The organism is Merdimmobilis hominis (assembly GCF_900104615.1).
Taxonomy (GTDB): domain Bacteria; phylum Bacillota; class Clostridia; order Oscillospirales; family Ruminococcaceae; genus Merdimmobilis; species Merdimmobilis hominis.
The window spans coordinates 2,543,135-2,563,200 of sequence record NZ_LT629939.1 but is presented as its reverse complement, the minus strand read 5'-3'; the positions used below and the strand labels follow the sequence as shown (position 1 = coordinate 2,563,200).

Here is a 20,066-nt window from a genome sequence, read left to right as displayed (position 1 = left end):
CCAGAGGATATCCCCTCAGGGAAGTGTGCATCCCCATTCCCTCTGCAATCCGGCATGTGTCTGGCTATTTCTTCGGCCTGCCTTTAGGTTTGGACCCCGGCCCCTTGTGGACTGCACCCGGGCGCTTCTTGCCGGAGGATGCCGGTTTTCCAGGCTTATAATCCTTGATATACGCCTTTCGTTCCCCTTGGAAATTTCCGGTCTGGCGGAGCTTATAGTGCTTCTCCCCGCCTTCCTGGTAGGCTTTGGACCGGCGGACTTTCTTCTCCTTCACCGGGACCTCCAGGGCGCGGCGGGGCCGGCCCCCGGAGAAATCCTCCGGTTTTTCCAGGGAAATGTTGCCGATCTTGCCGCTGCGGAACTCGTCCAGCACGGTGATGGCCGCTCGCTCGGTGTTGACCGATCCGCCGGACATCAGCATTCCCCGCTTGCGGGCCACCAACTCCAACAGGTCGTAGCCGTCCAGGTCCTGTGCCTCCTCGGCGGTGATTTTGTACCGCTCGGTGACCAAGGGCAGATAATCCTTGCAAAGAACCTCCAAAAGGCGCATGGCCAGCATCTCAATGTCCATGACGTCGTCCTTGATGGCGCCGGTGAAGGCCAGATGCTCGGCCACCTCTTGGTCGTCAAACTTGGGCCAGAGGACACCGGGCATGTCCAATAGCTCGGCGCCGGATTCCAGCTTGGCCCACTGTTTTCCCCGGGTGACGCCGGGGCGGTCCTCCACCTTGGCCACCCGGGACCCAGCCATCCGGTTGATGAAGGAGGATTTGCCCACGTTGGGGATGCCCACAATCATCATGCGGATAGGGCGCCCCCCCATGCCCTTTTGTTCCAGCCGTTCCAGCTGGTCTTTTAAGACCTCCCGCACCGCCGGCAGGAAAGCTTTGAGCCCCCGGCCGCTGCGGCAATCGGTGGGCAGGGCGGTAATCCCTTTGCTTTTGTAATAGTCGCACCACTGGCGGTTGACCGCCTCGTCGGCGGCGTCGCATTTGTTGAGCAGCAAGAGGCGGGGCTTGTTCCCCAAAATCCGGTCGATTTCCGGGTTGCGGCTGCTGAAGGGGATGCGGGCATCGGTCAGCTCAATGACAATGTCCACCAGCTTCAGGTCTTTCTCCATCAGCCGGCGGGTCTTGGTCATATGACCGGGAAACCACTGGATCGAAACGGTCTCGTCCATGATCAATTCACCTTTCCTATCTGATTGACCGGCAGCAGACGGAACAGCGCCCGGCCCATAATGTATCGTGTATCCACCATGCCCACGGCGCTGGAACGGCTGTCCAGCGATTCGTTGCGGTTGTCCCCCAGAAGGAAAACACAGCCCTCCGGCACTGTCTGGGGGAATTCCATGTCGTACTGGCTGGTGGTGGGGGCGTTGACATAGGGTTCCTCCAGGGCTTTGCCGTCCACATAGACCACCCCGGCTTCAAAATCAATGTCCACCTCCTGGAACTCGGTGGCGATGATCCGCTTGATCAAAGGGTGTTCCGGGTCCCCCTGCTGGGTGACCACCACCACATCCCCTGGCTGGGGCTGGTAGAAAAGGCCGGAGACCAGGAGCCAGTCCCGGTTGTGGAGAGTAGGCTTCATGGAGTTGCCGTCCACGCTGGCAAAGCGGAAGGCAAAGGTGAACAGCACCACCATGCACAGGATGGAGACGACGGCCACCTCCATCCACTCGTACAGTTCCCGGTAAGCCTGCTCCTTATGCTTCTCTTTGCTGCCCAGCATATCCCTGCGCGGATACTGTTCCATCCCAATGCTCCCCCATTTTGGTGATCTTATCCCCGAAAAAGCACAGAAAGGGACAGTAACTGTCCCTTTCTGCTCCACGCAATTTAGCGAATTGCCTCTTTAACTTTTGCCGCTTTGCCCACGCGATCTCTCAGGTAGTACAGCTTGCTTCTGCGGACCTTACCGCTTCTGACCAGCTCAACCTTCTCGATGTTGGGGGAGTGAACAGGGAATACTCTCTCCACGCCGCAGCCATGGGATACACGGCGGACGGTGAAGGTCTCGGAGATGCCGCCATGTTTCTTGGCGATGATGGTGCCCTCAAAGACCTGGATTCTCTCTCTGTCGCCCTCTTTGATCTTCACGTGAACCTTGACGGTGTCGCCGATGTTCAGTGCGGGCAGTTCTTTTTTCATGCAATCCTGCGCGATGTGCTGCAAAGCATCCATTGATACTTCCTCCTTAATATATACGGACATTCATTCCCGTGATACGGCAGCGGACTGTCCGCTTTAATGTCGGCCAAATGGCCGGGCACTAAACCCCATTGCCGGAGCAATGGTCACTACATGCCTAAATATAATACCACAGCTTTGTGGAACATGCAAGGCTTTTTTGCCAATTAGGCAAAAATTTCGCCCTTTCCATTGTAGATTTGACGGCGGATCACCCGGTAGCCGTCGTGGGGGCGCCCCGCAAATTCCACCAAGGCCCCAATGACCAGCATGGGGTTGATGTTGAGGGTGCTTCCCGCTGCGGCCCGAAGCTCCAGGTGGAGCTGGGAATCCTCCTCCCGGTGGGAGAGAACCTCAAAGTGGGGCTTGATGTCCACATCCAGCATCCCCTTTTTGCTGCGCTTGAGAACCATGATGGCATCCTGGGCAAGGAACCCTTCCAGGAGTGCGGCCAGCTCCCCCGCCGTCAGCCCGGCGAAGCGGATATCCACTCCGTAGTCCGCTTTGGCGATCTCCTTCATCTCCATCACCGGCTCGGCCACCTGGGTGACCTCTAATCCGGTGGGCAGCACCCGGTTGAGGGCGGTTTTTACCTCCTCCAAGGAGAAATCATCCTCCACAAGGCGGGTCTCAAAGGATTCGCAGAGGCTTTCAAACCCCAGGGAGATGGGCATGGCAAAGGTGGTGTAGATATGGGGGTTGAACCCCTGGGTGTACCACACCGGGATGCCGGACCGCTTGATGGCCCGGTCGATGCACCGGTTGACGTCCAGGTGGGAGATGTATTTGGCCCGCCCGGTCTTGGTGAAAAACACGCGGATGGTCTTCATCAGCAGCACCTCCCACCCACCAGCCGGTTGGCACCGCAGCCGCTGCACTGCTGGCGGCAGTGGGGCGTGGTCTCATCGGCGTGGGCTTTTTTGTTTTCCCGGATGAAAAATTCCTTGGTGACAAAGTAATCCAGGTGATCCCAGGGCATGATTTCGTCAAACTCCCGTTTGCGGCTGGCGTAGAACGCCCCGTCGATGCCGCATTCCGCCATGGCCTCGTTCCACCGCTCGATCTTGAAGTGCTCGCTCCAGCCGTCCAGAGTGGCCCCCCGGCGCCAGGCCCCTTCCACCACATCGCAGAGGCGGCGGTCGCCCCGGGCCAAAATCCCCTCCAGCACGCTGATGGTGGAATCATGGTAGTTGACGGTGATCTTCTTGGACCGCACCGAATGGAGCAGATGCTGCTGCTTCTCTTTGAGCTGGGGGATGGTATCCTGCGGTTCAAACTCAAAGGGGGTGAAAGGCTTGGGGACAAAACAGGCCACGCTGATGGTGACGTTGACCCCTTTGCCCTTGGGCTTGGTGGGCAGGCTGTAAAAGAGGTCCACCACCTTCTGGGCCAGATTGGCGATGCCTTCGATGTCCTCCAGCGTCTCGGTGGGCAAGCCCATCATAAAATAGAGCTTTACATTGGTGTATCCGCCTTCAAAGGCGGTTCGGCAGGTGGAAAGGACGTCCTCCTCCCGCACGTTTTTGTTAATGACGTCCCGCAGGCGCTGGGTTCCAGCCTCCGGGGCGAAGGTCAGGCCGCTTTTGCGGACCTTCGCCACCTGCTCCAGCAGCTTGTCCGAGAAGTTGTCAATCCGCAGGCTGGGCAGGGAGAGGCCGACCCGGTCCTTTTCGGTCCAGGGGAGCATCTCCTCCAAAAGGGGCTCCAACTGGGAATAGTCGCTGGTGGAGAGGCTGGAAAGGGAGATTTCATCGTACCCAGTGCTCTGGCACAGATCCCGGGCGCTCCCGTTAACGGTGCCGTAGTTCTTTTCCCGGATAGGGCGGTAGATAAACCCCGCTTGGCAGAACCGGCAGCCCCGGATGCAGCCCCGGAAGATCTCCACCATAGCCCGGTCGTGGACCGTCTCAATGAATGGGACAACAAACTCCTTGGGGTAAAAGACCTTGTCCAGGTCTTTTATAATCCGCTTTTTCACCGTAGCAGGGGCACCATGGGTGGGGGTTACCGCGGCGATGGTGCCGTCCTCTTTGTAGGAGACGTCGTAGAACTGGGGTACATACACCCCTTCGATCTGGGCGGCAGCCTCCAGGAATTGGAGCTTAGTCCACCCTTCGGCCTTGGCCTTTTTGTAGAGGTCGATGGTCTCCATGTTGACCTCTTCCCCTTCCCCCAGGAAAAAGAGGTCGATGAAGTCGGCGATGGGCTCAGGGTTGCAGGCACAGGGCCCGCCGGCCACCACGATGGGGGAAAGCCCTGTCCGGTCTTTGGAACGCACCGGCAAGCCCGCCAGATCCAGCATGTTGAGGATGGTGGGGAAGCTGAGCTCGTATTGGAGCGTAAAGCCGATGAAGTCGAACTGGGCGATGGGGTCAAAGCTCTCCAGCCCGTAGAGGGGGATGCCATTTTCCCGCATCTTCCCTTCCATATCCGCATCGGGGGCGAAGACCCGCTCGCACCAGATGTCCTCACGGGCGTTTTTTAGGGAATAGAGGATCTTCATCCCCAGGTGGGACATGCCCACCTCGTAGAGGTCGGGGAAGCAGAAGGCAAACCGCACCATATCCGGGGTGAGCTCTTTGACCACGCTGTTCAGCTCCCCGCCGGTGTACCGGGCGGGCTTCTGCACCTCCATCAAAATTTTATCCAACTGGGATATCTCCATAGCAATCATCCATTCTGCCGCTTCGCGCCGGCACAAATCATAAAACAATGCCCATCTCGCCACGCGAAGCTGGCAAGATATTCTTTCTGTTAAGGCAGGCAGAGGCAGCTTGCCATCTCCCTCTGAAAACGGCAAAAGGCCCGCAAGCCACCTTTCCCACACCACAACAGAGGCTTACAATCCTATCAATTATACACGATTTTAGCCGTCAACACAACTGCAAAGCCGCCGGAGGCAAAAGGCCGAAAAGAGGAAGGGTGCTTGCCAGGGCAAGCCGTATTTTCCCCTTTGCCCGCCCCTCCTTCCTCTTTTCCACAGTATACTATGGGAAAACGCAGCCCGTCAATCCTGTTGGACAGCCCCTTTTCCGGTGCCCGCGCTATGCCGGAACATCTCTCAAAGCCCGATATTCCCCATCCCTTTCCCGAGGCTGGTGTTGCTCCCCTTTCCACCGGTGTGCTATAATGGCTAAAAGGGTAATTTCCCTGGAAATTGGGGAAACGGAGGTGCTTAACATGGATGCATCCATCCAAAAATGGCGGGCAGAATACCAAACGGTCACAGGGACAATCTTTGTGGTAGGGTTTGTGCTGTACAGCATTTTGGGGGTGTTTTTCTCTTACAGCAACGGCTCTTCGCCAGTGATGGCCGCCGCCATCGGAATGGCAGGCGGATACTTCTTCTTCTCTATCCTATCGGGGCTCCTTTGGACGATCCGGTTTGTGGCCGGAAAATCCCTGCGGACCAAGGTGCTGCTCACCGTCTTTTTCCCAGTGCCGGTTTGGCTTGTTTTGGCCGGCATTTTTTACAGCGTCCCCTATGGGGTGTATAACTTCCGGGAGCTCCGCAGGTGTCCCCGGTAATACCCACCCGGCGGCATTCAAAAAGCCCATGCGCCTATCCAATCGACTGGCGCATGGGCTCTCTTCTTTTGTAAGGCTCACTCCTTTACAATGGCGGTGGCCAAATAGAGGCAGGTGAGCAGCAGGGTGATGTTGCGGCTGTCGGATAGAAATAGGTAAACCGACAAGGCAAACAGCGGGACCAATGCCGCAAAGGAGAGAAAAGAGAAGGCGAAGTCGATACTCTCCGGCGGGATGCAGTTCTCCAAGGCGAGGCGCATCAGGTTGCCCCCATCTAAATTGCCGATGGGCAGCAGGTGGAAAATCCCCAATACCCCGCTGATAGCTGTAAACATCGCCCCCACCGGCTGTTCCCCCCACAGGAGAAGCACCGGCAGGGCGGTGGCGAAGCTGAACACCGGACCCATTAGGTGGATGCAGGCTTCCCCAGAGCGGGAAACGGGTCTCTCCCCCCGCTGGATGTGGATGCCCAGCCCGGTGAGGGAAACCGACCGGATCTCCCCGCCGGCGAGGGCGAACCCCACCAGGTGGCCCACCTCATGGATGAGGATGCACAGCAGCATCATAGCGGAAAATCCCGACCGGTCAGCGGTCAGGAAAAGGGCCAGCAGCAGAAAAAAGGAGAAGCCGCAGCGCACTGGGGTGTCGAATAGGCGGATGGTCATTGGACAAGATCCTCCTGGAACAGCCAGGCGGGATCGGCCGTCAGGCCCCCGGCCTCGACTTCAAAGTGGAGATGGGGCCCAGTGGAGATCCCGGTGCTGCCCACCAGGGCGACCCGCTCCCCCTGGCGCAGGTTCATCCCCTCTTGGGCGATGAGGGCGGAACAGTGGCCATAGGTGGTCTTGAGGCCGCCCCCGTGGTCGATCACCAGGTAATTTCCCAAAATAGCTGACTCCCCGGTCTCCACCACCCGGCCGGGCAGCACCGCTTTGATGGGGGTTCCCGTAGGTGCGGCGATGTCCATACCGGTGTGGAAATCCAGGTTGTCGGTCAAGGGGTGCAGACGGTACCCAAAGAGGGAGGTCACCGTTCCGGAGACCGGTGTCGCCAGCTTGGCCGAGACCATCACCGGCGCCAAGGTCATCCCCTCTGGGGGTTCCATCCGCTCGTTTTTGTCCTTCCAGCTCACCGGGTTCCACCCCCCCTTGCCATCCAGCACCGGCTCACTGGAGGAGGAATTCTCCCCTTCTGGCAGCCCAAATCCAGGCAGGCTGGAGGCGTCCGGCTCCGGGGTCAGCACTTCCCCTTCCCCAGGCCGCCCAGCAGAGGTGGGAAGCCCCTCGTCCTCGGTGTCCGATTCATCCCCCATATCCAGGGAGGATGGGTCGGCGGCGTAGGGCAGCACCATGGGCTGACTTTCAGACCCGCTTGCGGGCTCCTCTGGCTGGGATGCCATAGAGGGCGCAGGCTCCGGCTGGGACTGTGTGCTTTGGGGCGATTCCACCGGCACAATGCCGGAGAACAGCTTAGAGACATAGTCGTACTGGAAATTCTCCGGGCCGTACTGCCTGGCCTTCTGCCACAACGCCGGGAAATCCACCGATTCCTCGCTCATCCGGGCGACCGTTTCCCGGGCTTCCAAGGTAAAATCCGGGTTGATGCGGGCAGCCAGAAATGCCCCCATCAACAGGGCGATACAAAAACCCATCTGCACCATCAGCACCACCGGGATCGGGTCCGGGGGCTTGCGGTTCTGCCTGCGGTTTCGGGGGTAATAGCTTCTTCTTCGATCCATCATTTTCCCGCCTCCTGACATTCGGATATTCTACCTCCATTCCTATGCCAAAAAATCAGGGAAAATGCGCAAAGAAGCCCGGCCAATTGGCCGGGCTTCTTTAAAACCGCAGGATTATTGTTTGCTCTTGATGTACTCATCAATGGACTTGGCCGCAGTTTTGCCTGCGCCCATGGCCAGGATAACCGTTGCGGCGCCAGTCACCGCGTCACCGCCGGCGTAAACGCCCTCGCGGCTGGTCTTCATGGAATCGTCGGCCACAATGCAGCCCCACTTGTTGGTGTCAAGGCCCTTGGTGGTGTTCTTGATCAGCGGGTTGGGGGAGGTGCCGATAGCCATGATAACGGTATCCACATCCAGGACGAAGTTGGAACCCTCTTTGGCGATGGGACGGCGGCGGCCGGAAGCGTCGGGCTCGCCCAGCTCCATCTCCACACATTCAATGCCGATGGTGTTGCCTTTGTCGTCACCCAAGATCTGAACGGGGTTGTTCAGGTTCTTGAAGATGATCCCCTCTTCTTTGGCGTGGTGGATCTCCTCCAGACGGGCGGGCATCTCCTCTTCGGACCGGCGGTAGATGATATAAGTCTCGGCGCCCAGGCGTTTGGCACAGCGGGCGGCGTCCATAGCCACGTTGCCGCCGCCCACGACGGCGACTGCCTTGCTGTGGCGGATGGGGGTCTCATAGCCCTCGTCGCCCTTGTAAGCCTTCATCAGGTTGACGCGGGTCAGGTACTCGTTGGCGGAGTAGACACCCACGTAGCTCTCGCCAGGGATGCCCATGAAATTGGGCAGACCGGCGCCGGAGGCGATGAACACTGCTTCAAAGCCCATGTCGTCCATAATCTCATCGATGGTGAGGACTTTGCCGATGACCATGTTGGTCATGACTTTGACGCCCTGCTGCTTCAGGATGTCCACCTCGTTGGCGACGATCTCTTTGGGCAGACGGAATTGGGGGATACCGTACACCAGAACGCCGCCAGCCACATGGGAGGCTTCGAAGATGGTGACGTCGTAACCCCAAGAGGCCAGGTCGCCGGCACAGGAAAGGCCGGCAGGGCCGGAGCCAATAATGGCGACTTTGTGGCCGTTGGACTCGACTTTTGCCACTTTGGGCTCGCAGTGGGTCATGTTCCAGTCGGCGACAAACCGCTCCAGACGACCGATGGCGACAGGCTCGCCTTTGATGCCCCGGACGCATTTGCTCTCACACTGGGATTCCTGAGGGCAGACGCGGCCGCTGATAGCGGGCAGGCAGTTGGTGGTCTTGATGATCTCATAGGCGCCGACAAAATCCCCCTCAGCGACCTTGGCGATGAACTCAGGGATGCGCACGTTAACCGGGCAGCCGGCAACGCAGGGTTTGTGTTTGCAGTTGAGGCAGCGTTTGGCCTCTTCAATAGCCATCTCCTCGGTGTAGCCCAGGGTGACTTCCAGGAAGTTTTTGTTGCGGACGTTGGGGTCCTGCTCCGGCATGGGAGTTTTTGTCAAAATCATATTAGGCATTGTGGTGACCTCCTAATCCGAGACGGCAGACGTGGTCTTTCTCTTCTTCTTTGTAGAATGTATTGCGGAGCATCAGCTCATCAAAGTCAACCTCATGGCCGTCAAAGTCAGGGCCATCCACGCAGGCGAACTTGATCTTGCCGCCTACAGTGACACGGCAGCCCCCGCACATCCCGGTGCCGTCGATCATGATGGGGTTCAAGCTGACGATGGTCTTGATGCCGTAGGGCTTGGTGACCTCGCAGACAAATTTCATCATGACGACAGGGCCGATGGCGATGACCAGGTCATACTCGTTGCCGGCGTCGATCAGGGACTGGAGCTTGTTGGTGACAAAGCCCTTCTCGCCGTAGGAGCCGTCGTCGGTGGTGATGTACAGGTTGTCGGAGACAGCTTTGAACTCATCCTCCAGGATTACAATGTCCTTGTTGCGGAAACCGGCGATGACATCGACTTTGCAGCCCATCTCATGGAGGGCTTTGGCGGAGGGATAGGCGATGGCGCAGCCGACGCCGCCGCCGATGACGCAGGCTCTCTTGTAGCCTTCCAAATGGGTGGGCTCACCGAGAGGACCGACGAAGTCCAGAATCTCATCTCCTGCTTCCATTTCGGCAAGGCGCATGGTGGATGCGCCGGCGGCCTGGAAGATGATGGTGACCGTCCCGGTCTCAGGGTTTTTATCGGCGACGGTCAGGGGAACACGCTCTCCCTTTTCGTCGATGCGGAAGATGATAAACTGGCCGGCTTTGACTTTCCGGGCGATGAAAGGCGCTTCAATCTCCATCATGGTAACCGATGGATTCAGCTGTCTTTTTGAGACAATCTTATACATAGAAACCTCCTATTGTTTGCCTGGGCCCAAGGGAACCGGCCGCGGCAATATTTCAAGCGGTGGCAAAACGAAGGGGCCTCTCCCGGTGATCTGTCTACCCCTTGTTTGACAAATCCCTGTCAACCCCTAACAGGAATTAGATTATCATATTTAGCCCTACAAATCAAGGGAAAGTGAAAAAACAAAGGGACTTTTCCATAAAAAAGTCCCTTTGTTTTCTAAGATTCGACATCGCTTTGTGCGTTTACGCCGGGGAATGGCTGTCAGCAGGGGGACTGCATCATCCTTCCCCACAGCGGGAGAAGGGCCTATCCTCCCCTAATCCACCACAATGAGGTAGCACTCGGCATAGATATCAGGGTCATTTTCCCAATATGCAGTGAGGAGTATCTCCCCAGGGCTGCGCCCAGTGACAGCGATGGCATCACCCCGGTCCACCGTCCGTGCTACATTTTTACCCTTCAGGGTCTCCACTTCCCACCGAATCTTACCGGCAGAAGCACCTTTGGGCAGGATCGAAGCAGTGATGCGGTCGCTCTCCCCCACCGGGAGCTCCAGCTCATAGGTGTCCAGCTCGATCTCCTCGGGGGCGTCGCCGCTGTCCCCGTCTTCGGTGACATAGACTACGCAGTAGGCTTCCACATCCCCATCTGCGGCGGTGGCGACGATCTCACAGGTGCCTTCTTTTTTCGCCTTCACAACGCCGGAAGAGGACACGGTTGCCACCGAGGAGTTGGTGGTATCCCAGGTGACCCCCTTTCCCGAGGCGCTGGAGGGGCCGATGGTAGCCTTTAAGGTGTAGCTGTCCCCGATGGCCAGGTCCAGCCGCTCCTTGTTGAGGGAGACCTCCTCCACCCCGCCCCCGCTGCCGGAACTGCCGGAGGCAGTGACGGTGACCAGGCATTCGTCGGTGAATTCCCCATCTTCCGTGATGACGGTGATGAGGGCTTTTCCCTCTCCCACCGCGGTGATCTTTCCGGACTGGCTGACGGTGGCCACCTCTTCGTCGTCCGACTCCCACAAGACGTCGGTGTTGTCGGCATCGGAGGGCATCACCTCTGCGGAAAGCTGGGCGGTCTTGCCCTTTTGCAGGGTGAGGCTGTTTTTATTGAGGCTCACCCCGGTGACCTCCCCGCCCCCGTCGGAGCTGCTGCCCGAGTTGCCCACCGATGAGACATCGCCGTTTGTCTGGGTGCCGGTCCCCGAGCCAGAGCCCATGGACCGGAGATAGGAATCCACTGCGTCGGCGATGCCGCTGGCGATCTGTGCTTGGTACTCCTCGTCGATCAGCTTGCGGTACTCCCGTTCGTTGGAGAGGAAACCGGTCTCAATCAAAGTAGAGGCAAACTGGGGGTCGCGGGTGACATAGTAATACCCAAACTTGCCGCCCCGGTTGGTGGTGCCCAAGGCGCTGCTCACCGCGTTGGCAGCCTGGGAGGCCAGATTTTTGGAATAGGGGTTGAAGTAGTATGCCTCACTCCCCTTGGCATCGCTGGGGGCGGAGTTGCCGTGGATGCTCACCAGCACATGGGCGTTGTAGGAGCGGCCCTGCTCCACCCGGTTGGCCAAGGTGACCTTCTGGCTGGCGCTCTGGATCAGGTAAACCGACGCGCCGCGGGACCGGAGCTCATCCGCCACCAGCTCGCCGATGGCGGCATTGATCACCCTCTCTGGGTAGGCAGGCAGGAACCCGAGTGTCCCGGGGTCGGAGGTGTCATGCCCAGGGTCCACCACAATCCGCGCCCCGGAGAGTCCTCCGGGCGGGTTGTTAAATCGGAAGACCAGGTTGCCGTCGTCGTCATAATAGGCCTTGTAGCCGATGAACCGCCCGTTCTGCTTGAGGGGCAGCTGCAAGGTGGCGCCCGACCAGTTGGCCGCGCTGAACAAGGGGTTTTTGTTCAAATTCATCGACCCCGGCACCGAAGTGGTGTAGTTAAAGGCGATGTTGAAGCTGCTTCCCGTATAGGTAGCCCGGTAGGAGACCTTCTGCTGGGTGGCTAAAATCACCTTGGTGTAATTTCCATCGGCGGTGACGGTGATGCCGTTGATGCTGTTGTTCCCCACCCCTTCGCTCTCGGAGATGGCGGTGATATCCTTGGTGTACACCCGCACACCGGAAGCCAGCTTGTAGTAGGAGAAGGTGCGGTCGCCGTCCTTGTAGATGAGCTCATCGCCCACAGTGTAGTCGATGGTTCCCTGGGGCAAGGGGAAATAGCTGGGGTCGGAGTAGTCGTCGATGACCGAGGTGGGGAAGGTCTCCGCCTGGGTGGCGGTGACCCGCACCGGCTTGCCGTCGGCAATGACCGTCTTTTTGTTGACCTTGACCATGGCGCCTTGCTTGCTCTGGGTCGGCACCCCCTGCCACTCGCCGTAAACCACGATGTTGCCGATGGTCTGCACCGCATTGGTGGCTGCCGGGGCGGTATAGGTGCCTTCAAACCGGGCGTAGGAGGTGTCCTTCTCGGTGGAATCGTCCTCAGTTTGGACTTTGCTCATCCCGATAGTTTGACCACCCACCACCGCATAGACATTGGCGTCCTCATAGGCGATAGCCGAGATGGTGATTTTCATGTTGCCATCCACCGTCAAGGTGCCTTCCGGCTTGACCTCTTTGATGATGACCACCTTGCGGGTGATGTTATAAGTGATGGTCCGGCCCTTGTGGACGATGACAAATTTGTTTTCCCCTGGGGCTAAGTCCCGCTGGACAGTGAAGTAACCGTTTTGATCGGTGGAGATCCGCTCCCCATTGATGGTGACCTCCACGTTGGGGTCGGAGGCACCCATAAAGGTGACCGTCTTCTCAAAGGTGCTGTAGGTGGTCTGGGCAGGCTTGGTTACTGCCAGCTCGGTCAGCACATGTTTCAGATTGATCTCCTTGCTGTAATACTCCTTGACTTTGGTGAAGCTCCCCTCCGGATCCTCCAGCATCCGGCCCAGAGAGTTGTAGATACTCCCGTCAAAGCCGACCACATTGTCTGCGGCCACCAGCTGTTTGACCATCTGGTCGTACTGGCCCCAGCCGGGGTTGTCGGTGACAGCCTTGTCTGCTGCGTGAACCACGTAGAAGGGCAGGTCGTAGTCGGACAGCTGCTCCGCCCACCAGGAGACCACTGTGCCAAAAGGGGCGGCAGGGTCGGTTGTGGCGCCAAACGCCTTGACCGCTACAAAATCAACCAGGCCCTTTTGGGCGTAGGAGAGGTTGTCCGCATTGCCGGTGCCCAAGGCGGTGAAGCTGGCGCTGGTCTGGGAGCCATCGGGCTGGGCGGGCCGGTTTTCCCAAACCGCTTCGGCCAGCATGCCCACCTGGACCTGAGGTGCATTCTCCCGCACAGTGCGGGATGCCGCAGAGAACACCATCTCCGACAGGCCGCGCATGTAATTCTCATACCCTATGCCACCGCCGTGTTTCAAGTACTGGGTGTAACTGTCTTCCCCATAGGGGTTGTAGTAGTCGTCCAGCAAGAGGCCGTCCATCTGGTAGCCGGTCACCAGCCGCTTGATGGAATCCTCCAGCAGGTTGACCGTCTGGTTGTCCACCTCCTGGGCGGGGGCGAAACCGCTCTCCCCCGGAAGGGTCAAAACATCATACCGGACATAGGTGTAAAAGCCCATCTCCTTGGCTTTTTTCAGCAGGTAATCCAGGACGTCAAAATCCGTTTCCACCGCGGGGGCTGTGGTGCCAAAATAGATGGCCTTCCCCCCAGTGGTGAGGTTGACAATCACCGAGTTCATCGACAGATCCTTGGCGTTTTGCAGCGCTTTGTCGATGTCCCCCTGCACCTTGTCGGCGGAGAGGTCTCCGTCCGACAGGAAATCCACCCCGGCGGTGAGGTACACTGCCCGCATCTCGGAGGGGCGGTTGAAGTAGATGGGGGTTTCCTCAGACGGGCTGCCGCCCTCGGTGCGGTCGATGGGGGTCTCTTCCCCATTCCCCGGCGGGGTGATCACCGTCCCCTCCGGCTGGGAGGAACTCCCCCCCTGGGATGGTGCGGTGACCGACGAAGAGCTCTCCTGCTTTTTGGAAAAACCCTCCACCCACCGGGACAGCGCCCCGGTGCGGACGGCGGCGAACAAGCCGATGGCCGCCGTCAGCGCCAAGAGGACGCCCAAAAGCAGTTTGAGCATTTTTTTTGTGTCCTTGTAGAAATTTGCCACGGTTTTCCCTCTGCTTTCTGCGTCCTTAGTTTAACACATCCATTAGGTTGGAGAGCTCGGCCTCCACCTGGGCTTTCACCCCTGCTGCCGGCGCAAACACCGAATCGTAACGGTACAAAGCAAACCCTTTGTAATGGCCGTTCTTCCGGGCGCTGCCCACCATCCGGGCCAAGATGTTTTCCCCGTTGATCCATTCGTTTTTGCCTTCCCCGGCCCAAGTGTCCTCGGTGCCGATCTTGTAAGGGGCCAGGCCCACGTACAGATCCACCCCCGGGGCGGTGATCATCCCGTTAAACTTCTGTACGGTGGCGTCGTAAGGGTTGGTGCTGTTCTGGAACCCAAAGTACACCTGGGGGCAGATGTAGTCCACATACCCGCTGGTGGAAATCCACTTGGCCACATCGGAATACTGGACGTTGTAGTTGTTGCTCATATTGCCCTGGGGGCTGATGCCGAATTTGACCGAAGGGTTGATGGACTTGATCGCCGCGTAGGTCTGCCGCACCAGGATGTTGACGTTCTCCCGCCGCCAGTCGGCCAGGGAGAGGGTGCCGCCGGAATTCTGGTAAGCGGCGTAGGTGCCGCTGTCAAAGGAGGCGTCGGTGGTGGGGTAGAAATAATCGTCGAAGTGGATGCCGTCCACATTGTAGTTGGCCACGATCTCCTTCACCCCGTCCACGATCAGCTGGCGGGCCTCCTCGCTGCCGGGGTTGTAATAGATGCCCACCGCGGTTTTCACCACTGAATCGCTGCCGGCACTAAGCCATTTCTGGGCCTGGTTGTCGCTGGAAAGGGCCGCCGTGGTGCCGCTGTGGCGCACCCGGTAGGGGTTGATCCACGCCTCGATGGAAAGGCCGCGGGCGTGGGCCTCCTTAACCATGATCGCCAGGGGGTCGTAGCCTGGGTTGACCCCCTCGGTCCCGGTGATGGTGTGAGACCAGGGGAAATAATCCGAATCATAAAGGGCGTCCCCATAAGGGCGCACCTGGACAAAAACGGTGTTGAGGCCCATCTCTTTGATGTTGTCAAAGGCGCCCTGGATGTTGGCGGTGAACTGGGCCTGGGTCCTCCCCTTTAACAGGCTGTTGAAGTCTAAGTAAGAGATCCAGATGGCCCGCACCTCCCCGGAGACCGCCGTGCTCTGGTAATTATTTTGGGGAGGTTCTTTCTCCGGCTCGCTGGAGGAGACCGCCAGAGAACTGACCGTGCTGGAAGAGCTTTCCACCACAGAAGGCGCGGAAGAGGCTGGTCCGGAGGAACTCTCTGCCGGCTGGCTGGAACTGGACACCTCTGGCTGGGAGGAGCTCGCCGCCAAAGAGGAAGGCGACAAGGGCAGATCCTCATTGGCGCTGGGGCTTTCCGGCTCATAATCGACCTCGGGCTCTTCGCTGGGGGAATTCTCCCGCAGCTCCAGCACCCCGGAGGAGGTGACCATCTCTGGCTCCTTGGGTTTTTGGCCGCATCCGGCCAGCGATACCAGTATGGCGCAGGACAACAGCGCCGCTATCATTCGTTTGCCCATCCACAAAACCGCCGTTTCTCCGCACCCAAAATCAGCGCCTGGGCGGGCCTGGTGCGGCAGGACCATCGGTTGGCGCTGGTGGTTTAAATCCAATCTTCCAAGCCCTCATCCGCAGGGCGGCTGGGGCAGCATAGGCTCCTTGGTTTTCCCATTTTATGCCGCAAAAAAGCTCCCAAAGACCTGGGACATTCAATTTGCGATGCAAAAGGGAGGGTTTCCCATTAAAATTTATCCAAACTGCACAATGGAAACTAGATCAATTTTACACTGATTTGGAAATCGGGTCAATAGCTTAGTGGGGAATTCTGCCGCATTTTGTTGCAAGAGATTTCCCCTTCCCCTTGACAAATTCTGTATTTTCTCTACTATAAAATTAGCGGCGTTTGTACCGCCTTACTGTTGCCGGCCACAGCGCCTGCAAGTTCCCTGTTCTCCCGGCAAGCTGGCAAAACCGCTCCCCCTGCCGGGATGCCTAAGGAGGATATGCGATGGGCTTTTGGGTATTTATGACCTCGATGGAACTCCTTCTCCCCCTCATCATGGTGGGGCTTGGGAACTATTTTCTCAAAGGCGGCCCCAGGCAGGTCAACAGCATGTTTGGCTACCGGACCGCCCGGTCAATGAAAAACGAGGACACTTGGAAATTCGCCCACCGGCACTGCGGCCGGATCTGGCGGCGTTGGGGGATCACCTTGGCCTTCTTTTCCCTGGCGGTGATGCTCTCCACCCTGGACAAAGGGGTCCCCGCCGTGGGCAGGACCGGCGCCATCCTCTCGCTGATGCAGTGCGTCATGTTGGTGGCGTCCATCTTCCCCACCGAATGGGCCCTGCGGCGCACTTTTGACGAAGACGGCCGGCGAAGATAAAATAATCCGGCGCCGGGGCATCTCCCCTGCGCCTTCTTTGAATCAAGGAGGAAACTGCCATGTTTTTTGTGGGTCTTGCCGGAATCGATGGCAAGGTGGATTACTGCGGCATCGCCAAGGGCTGTTCCTGCCCGGGTTGCGGCGGCCAATCCCCCTTCCACGTCAGCAAACAATACAATTGCTTCCACCTGTTCTTCCTGCCGCTGAAGAAGTTTCACATCCACTATGCGGCAGTTTGCCCCCAGTGCGCTTCGATCTATGAACTGGGCCCGGAGAAGGGTGCCCAGGCGGAGGCGGAAGGGGTGGTCACCATCTCCCGGATGGATTTGGCCCCCATCCGCCGGTGAAGGAGGAAATCGTATGCTGAAAAAATACCGCTCCACTGCCCTTGCTGTTTCTGTTATCACCGCCATGGCCTGCCTGAAATACGCCCTCTTCCAGGGCGGGGAGCTGCGCCCTGTCTCCCTGGCCCCCCAGCGGGCGGCCGTCAAACAAGACGCCGGGGCGGAGTTGGTGTACGCGGACGATTCCTTCCAGCTGTATTTCTTCCCCACTGAAAACGGTCCCGCCCCGCTGGCCTATGTCAAACGCCTGGGCGTCTGGGTCCAGGATTACCCCGGCAACCGGGGCGTCTCCCCCGCCTGCACGGTGAATGGAACCGTCTATTATTTCGGCTTGCCCGAGAGCCTAGAAGGTGCCGGCCTGGCAGTGCTGGTATCGCCGGATGGCCGGTGGATGGACGGCCTGCCCCTCTCGGTGGAGGGGGAAACCCGGTTCCTCTTCCGTCTCCCCGCCGGTGAGGATGCCTGTTACCGGTTTGCCCCGGTGGTGGGGAATGCCCCTCTTCCCCAGGAGGAGGACCCCTTTGCCGTTGGCACCATCCTGGTAGAGGCCCAAAAGGATGGGGCCTTTGCCCACTCCTTGGAGCTCCCCCTTTCAGAACTTTCCCAGGCGCACCCAGAACTGGAATCGCTCTTGCGGCAGGCCTATGCCTCCGCGGACCGGGAAAGCCCAGTGGAAAACGGCCGGACCTATCCCGGCTCTGTCTTAGAGATGGATTTCTGCAACCTCCATCTGACCGCCAAACTGGGGGACTATCTGAAAATCGAGGAGGGATCCCTCCCCTTGGCTTTTACCCGCTCGGTTCACCTAAATTTTGAATTGGAGGGGTACCACAAGGCTACCATGTCCCTTTCAGAAACCGATTTGCGGAATAAAACGATCGAGGAATCATTGAGATCTAAGCCAGAAGTATACCCTTTCTCCCTTTCGCCTGGGCTCACCGCCCAAGCCCGTACCATCCTGGAGGAATACCCCGCCCGGCAAGAATCTGGAACCGATCCCGCCGGGAAGTGATCCCTCTCCCACATCATAAGAAACAGCAAACCCCGGGAAGCGCCTTCCCGGGGTTTTTGATTGATTTGAACCGGTTTTTAACCGCCGAAGGAATCCGACCGGGGAATCCGCACCGTCTTTATGGGGACGGGGTTTTCCAGGGGCTTTTCCCGGCCCAGCTTGAGGAGCAGCGCCGACAGAATCGGGGCGATCAAACTGGCCCCCAGCACCAGCAGCCACTGGTTCAGGGTCAGAGGGATCGTCTGGAAGATGGCCCGCATCCAGGTGTTTTCCGACGCCAGGAAGGCGATCCCTCCGGAGACCATCACCGCGCCGATCAGCTTCTTGTTGTTGAAAAAGGGGACGCCGAACAGGCTGTGGGTCTCTGACTTGCATTCAAACACATGGAAAAGCTGGGCGACAATCAAGGTCATCAGGGCGCCGGTGCGGGCGGCTTCCACCCCGCCGTACAGCCGGTAAAAGGCCACAAACATAGAGAGGGTGGTCAGGCCGATGAGCATCCCCCGGAAGACGATGGTGCCCAATAGGCCGCCGGAGAAGATAGATTCCTCCGAGCTGCGGGGGGAGAGCTCCATCACGTCGTCCTGTGCCGGGTCCATGCCCAAGGCCATGGCGGGCAGGCCGTCGGTGACCAGGTTGACCAGCAGGATTTGGATGGGGGTCAAAACCACCGGCATGCCCATGAGCATCCCCACAAACATGGTGACCACCTCGCCGATGTTGCAGGACAAAAGGTACCGGATAAACTTGCGGATGTTTTGATAGATCACCCGGCCCTCTTCAATGGCAGCCACCAGGGTGGCGAAGTTGTTGTCCAACAGGATGATGGAGGACGCCTCCTTGGTGACATCGGTGCCGCCTCCCATGGCCACCCCGATGTTGGCCTCCTTGATGGCGGGGGCGTCGTTGACCCCATCGCCGGTCATGGCCACAATATCCCCCCGCTTTTTCAGGGCGCGGACGATCCGCAGTTTGTGGCCAGGGTTCACCCGGGAGAAAACCGAGACCTTGGCCACCACTCGGTCAAGGGCCTCGTCGCTCATCTCATCCAGCTCTTTGCCGGTGAGGGTCAAATCCCCCTCCCGAAGGATGCCTAAATCCTTGGCGATGGCACAGGCGGTGAGGATGTGGTCCCCGGTGATCATCACCGGCCGGATTTTGGCCCGGCGGCACTTCTCCACCGCGGCTTTTGCCTCGGGGCGGGGCGGATCGATCATCCCGGCCAAGCCCACGAAGATCAGGTCCTCCTCCAAGTTGCCCTGGATGGAAGAGGCATCCCGGTAAGCAAATCCCAACACCCGCAGTGCGTTTTGTGCCATCCGGTTGTTCTCTTTGAGGATGCGGGAGCGCATCCCCTCGTTTAAGGGGTGGACCCCCCGCTCATCCTGGTAGCGGGTACAGCGGCCTAAGAGGATGTCCGGCGCACCTTTGGTAAATACCCGGTGCCGGCTGCCCATGCCGCCCACCACCGTCATCATCTTGCGGTCGGAATCAAAGGGGATTTCCCGCTCCCGGAACCAGCGCAGTTCCTGGGGAATAACCCCTGCCTTGGCCGCCAATACCTGGATGGCCGCCTCGGTGGGTTCCCCAGTGGTCTGCCACCGCTCCTTCAGGCCGAAGCCCCCCTTCTCCCGGGAGGCGGTGGCGTTGTTGCAGAAGGCGGCAATTTCCAAAAGGCTCATCAGCCCTTGGTGAGAGATGGCCTCAAACTTCTTGCCGTCCTCAAAAAAAGCGCTGTCGGCGTAGTTCTCACCAGCTACCGTCAACCGCCGGTCGGGGGTGACCACCTCCCGGACGGTCATTTTGTTTTCGGTGAGGGTGCCGGTCTTGTCGGAGCAGATCACATTGGCACAGCCCAGCGTCTCCACCGCATGGAGCTTGCGCACCAAGGCGTTGCGCTTCAGTATCCGCCGCACTGCCAAGGCCAACGAGATGGTGACGATGGCGGGCAGACCCTCCGGCACCGCGGCCACCGCCAGGGAGATCCCGGTGATAATCATATCAAAGAGGTTTTCTCCCCGCAGGATGCCGGCCACCGACACTGCCGCGCAGATGCCCACGCAGCCGATGGCCACAATTTTGCCCAGCTGGTCCAATTTCAGCTGCAAGGGCGTGGGGTCCTCCTCGATGTCGTCCAGCATGCCGGCGATCTTGCCCATTTCACTCTCCATGCCGGTGGCCGCCGCAATGGCCTTACCCCGGCCTTTGGTGATCACCGTACCCATGTAGACTGCCTCCAGTTTGCCGGGTCCGAAGTCGGTCTCCAAGGTCTTGGCCGGGTGTTTTTCCACCGGTTCCGATTCCCCGCTGAGCAGCGATTCATCGGCGTACAGGTTGGTGGAGGAGAGGATGAGAGCATCCGCCG

16 protein-coding genes are annotated in these 20,066 nt (G+C 59.0%); 4 read left to right on the top strand and 12 right to left on the bottom strand.

Annotated elements, in window-relative coordinates; genetic code table 11:
* Positions 1-64: 64 nt before the first annotated feature.
* The 5 genes from ylqF to BQ5353_RS12200 form a co-directional block, all read right to left on the bottom strand.
* A complete protein-coding gene (gene ylqF, locus BQ5353_RS12220; protein ID WP_083386520.1) occupies positions 65-1,180 on the bottom strand; it encodes a ribosome biogenesis GTPase YlqF in 1,116 nt (371 codons plus the stop codon).
* A gap of 2 nt (positions 1,181-1,182) precedes the next feature.
* A complete protein-coding gene (gene lepB / locus BQ5353_RS12215; RefSeq protein ID WP_233424522.1) occupies positions 1,183-1,758 on the bottom strand; it encodes a signal peptidase I in 576 nt (191 codons plus the stop codon).
* An 83-nt stretch (positions 1,759-1,841) separates the two neighbouring features.
* On the bottom strand, positions 1,842-2,186 hold the full coding sequence (rplS, locus tag BQ5353_RS12210) for a 50S ribosomal protein L19 (protein WP_054332394.1): 345 nt from the start codon (positions 2,184-2,186) through the stop codon (positions 1,842-1,844).
* A 173-nt stretch (positions 2,187-2,359) separates the two neighbouring features.
* Positions 2,360-3,022, bottom strand: coding sequence for a TIGR03936 family radical SAM-associated protein (locus BQ5353_RS12205; protein ID WP_071428362.1), 663 nt, complete (start codon positions 3,020-3,022; stop codon positions 2,360-2,362).
* On the bottom strand, positions 3,022-4,857 hold the full coding sequence (locus BQ5353_RS12200; RefSeq protein WP_071428479.1) for a TIGR03960 family B12-binding radical SAM protein: 1,836 nt from the start codon (positions 4,855-4,857) through the stop codon (positions 3,022-3,024). Before BQ5353_RS12200 ends, BQ5353_RS12205 begins: the two co-directional genes overlap by 1 nt.
* 515 nt (positions 4,858-5,372) lie before the next feature.
* Here BQ5353_RS12200 and BQ5353_RS12195 point away from each other — a divergent pair.
* Entirely contained in the window at positions 5,373-5,720 is a 348-nt protein-coding gene (locus BQ5353_RS12195; protein ID WP_054332392.1) for a hypothetical protein, read from the top strand.
* Between the two features lie 77 nt (positions 5,721-5,797).
* Here BQ5353_RS12195 and BQ5353_RS12190 read toward each other — a convergent pair whose 3' ends face one another.
* The 6 genes from BQ5353_RS12190 to BQ5353_RS12165 form a co-directional block, all read right to left on the bottom strand.
* Entirely contained in the window at positions 5,798-6,385 is a 588-nt protein-coding gene (locus BQ5353_RS12190) for a zinc metalloprotease (RefSeq protein ID WP_071428361.1), read from the bottom strand.
* Positions 6,382-7,461 (bottom strand): M23 family metallopeptidase, encoded by a 1,080-nt coding sequence (locus BQ5353_RS12185; protein WP_071428360.1) that lies wholly within the window; start codon positions 7,459-7,461, stop codon positions 6,382-6,384. Before BQ5353_RS12185 ends, BQ5353_RS12190 begins: the two co-directional genes overlap by 4 nt.
* A 111-nt stretch (positions 7,462-7,572) precedes the next feature.
* Positions 7,573-8,967: an NADPH-dependent glutamate synthase gene (gene gltA, locus BQ5353_RS12180; RefSeq protein ID WP_054332389.1), complete on the bottom strand. Its 1,395-nt coding sequence runs from the start codon at positions 8,965-8,967 to the stop codon at positions 7,573-7,575.
* On the bottom strand, positions 8,960-9,799 hold the full coding sequence (locus BQ5353_RS12175) for a sulfide/dihydroorotate dehydrogenase-like FAD/NAD-binding protein (protein WP_054332388.1): 840 nt from the start codon (positions 9,797-9,799) through the stop codon (positions 8,960-8,962). The genes gltA and BQ5353_RS12175 overlap by 8 nt, the downstream gene beginning before the upstream one ends.
* A 318-nt stretch (positions 9,800-10,117) precedes the next feature.
* Positions 10,118-13,927, bottom strand: a complete 3,810-nt coding sequence (locus tag BQ5353_RS12170) for an N-acetylmuramoyl-L-alanine amidase (RefSeq protein WP_143117244.1) — start codon at positions 13,925-13,927, stop codon at positions 10,118-10,120.
* Between the two features lie 55 nt (positions 13,928-13,982).
* Positions 13,983-15,479, bottom strand: coding sequence for a family 10 glycosylhydrolase (locus tag BQ5353_RS12165; RefSeq protein ID WP_231358350.1), 1,497 nt, complete (start codon positions 15,477-15,479; stop codon positions 13,983-13,985).
* Positions 15,480-15,967: 488 nt separating this feature from the next.
* Here BQ5353_RS12165 and BQ5353_RS12160 point away from each other — a divergent pair, with 488 nt between their 5' ends.
* Genes BQ5353_RS12160 through BQ5353_RS12150 form a run of 3 tightly spaced genes read left to right on the top strand, consistent with a single transcriptional unit; the run spans position 15,968 to position 17,701 of the window.
* Positions 15,968-16,345, top strand: a complete 378-nt coding sequence (locus tag BQ5353_RS12160; RefSeq protein WP_054332385.1) for an SdpI family protein — start codon at positions 15,968-15,970, stop codon at positions 16,343-16,345.
* Positions 16,346-16,404: 59 nt separating this feature from the next.
* A complete protein-coding gene (locus BQ5353_RS12155) occupies positions 16,405-16,692 on the top strand; it encodes a zinc-ribbon domain-containing protein (RefSeq protein WP_071428358.1) in 288 nt (95 codons plus the stop codon).
* 13 nt (positions 16,693-16,705) lie between these two features.
* Positions 16,706-17,701 carry a hypothetical protein gene (locus tag BQ5353_RS12150; RefSeq protein ID WP_071428357.1) on the top strand — a complete coding sequence of 332 codons (996 nt, stop codon included), beginning with the start codon at positions 16,706-16,708 and terminating at the stop codon, positions 17,699-17,701.
* Between the two features lie 77 nt (positions 17,702-17,778).
* On the opposite strand, the gene BQ5353_RS12145 is transcribed toward BQ5353_RS12150, so the two are convergent.
* On the bottom strand, positions 17,779-20,066 hold a 2,288-nt coding region (locus BQ5353_RS12145), incomplete at its 5' end, for a cation-translocating P-type ATPase (RefSeq protein WP_071428356.1).

Coding starts and splice junctions, on each gene's coding strand:
- ylqF (WP_083386520.1), bottom strand. CDS start 1,180: ATGGACGAGACCGTTTCGATCCAGTGGTTTCCCGGTCATATGACCAAG.
- lepB (WP_233424522.1), bottom strand. CDS start 1,758: ATGGAACAGTATCCGCGCAGGGATATGCTGGGCAGCAAAGAGAAGCAT.
- rplS (WP_054332394.1), bottom strand. CDS start 2,186: ATGGATGCTTTGCAGCACATCGCGCAGGATTGCATGAAAAAAGAACTG.
- BQ5353_RS12205 (WP_071428362.1), bottom strand. CDS start 3,022: ATGAAGACCATCCGCGTGTTTTTCACCAAGACCGGGCGGGCCAAATAC.
- BQ5353_RS12200 (WP_071428479.1), bottom strand. CDS start 4,857: ATGGAGATATCCCAGTTGGATAAAATTTTGATGGAGGTGCAGAAGCCC.
- BQ5353_RS12195 (WP_054332392.1), top strand. CDS start 5,373: ATGGATGCATCCATCCAAAAATGGCGGGCAGAATACCAAACGGTCACA.
- BQ5353_RS12190 (WP_071428361.1), bottom strand. CDS start 6,385: ATGACCATCCGCCTATTCGACACCCCAGTGCGCTGCGGCTTCTCCTTT.
- BQ5353_RS12185 (WP_071428360.1), bottom strand. CDS start 7,461: ATGATGGATCGAAGAAGAAGCTATTACCCCCGAAACCGCAGGCAGAAC.
- gltA (WP_054332389.1), bottom strand. CDS start 8,967: ATGCCTAATATGATTTTGACAAAAACTCCCATGCCGGAGCAGGACCCC.
- BQ5353_RS12175 (WP_054332388.1), bottom strand. CDS start 9,799: ATGTATAAGATTGTCTCAAAAAGACAGCTGAATCCATCGGTTACCATG.
- BQ5353_RS12170 (WP_143117244.1), bottom strand. CDS start 13,927: ATGCTCAAACTGCTTTTGGGCGTCCTCTTGGCGCTGACGGCGGCCATC.
- BQ5353_RS12165 (WP_231358350.1), bottom strand. CDS start 15,479: ATGGGCAAACGAATGATAGCGGCGCTGTTGTCCTGCGCCATACTGGTA.
- BQ5353_RS12160 (WP_054332385.1), top strand. CDS start 15,968: ATGGGCTTTTGGGTATTTATGACCTCGATGGAACTCCTTCTCCCCCTC.
- BQ5353_RS12155 (WP_071428358.1), top strand. CDS start 16,405: ATGTTTTTTGTGGGTCTTGCCGGAATCGATGGCAAGGTGGATTACTGC.
- BQ5353_RS12150 (WP_071428357.1), top strand. CDS start 16,706: ATGCTGAAAAAATACCGCTCCACTGCCCTTGCTGTTTCTGTTATCACC.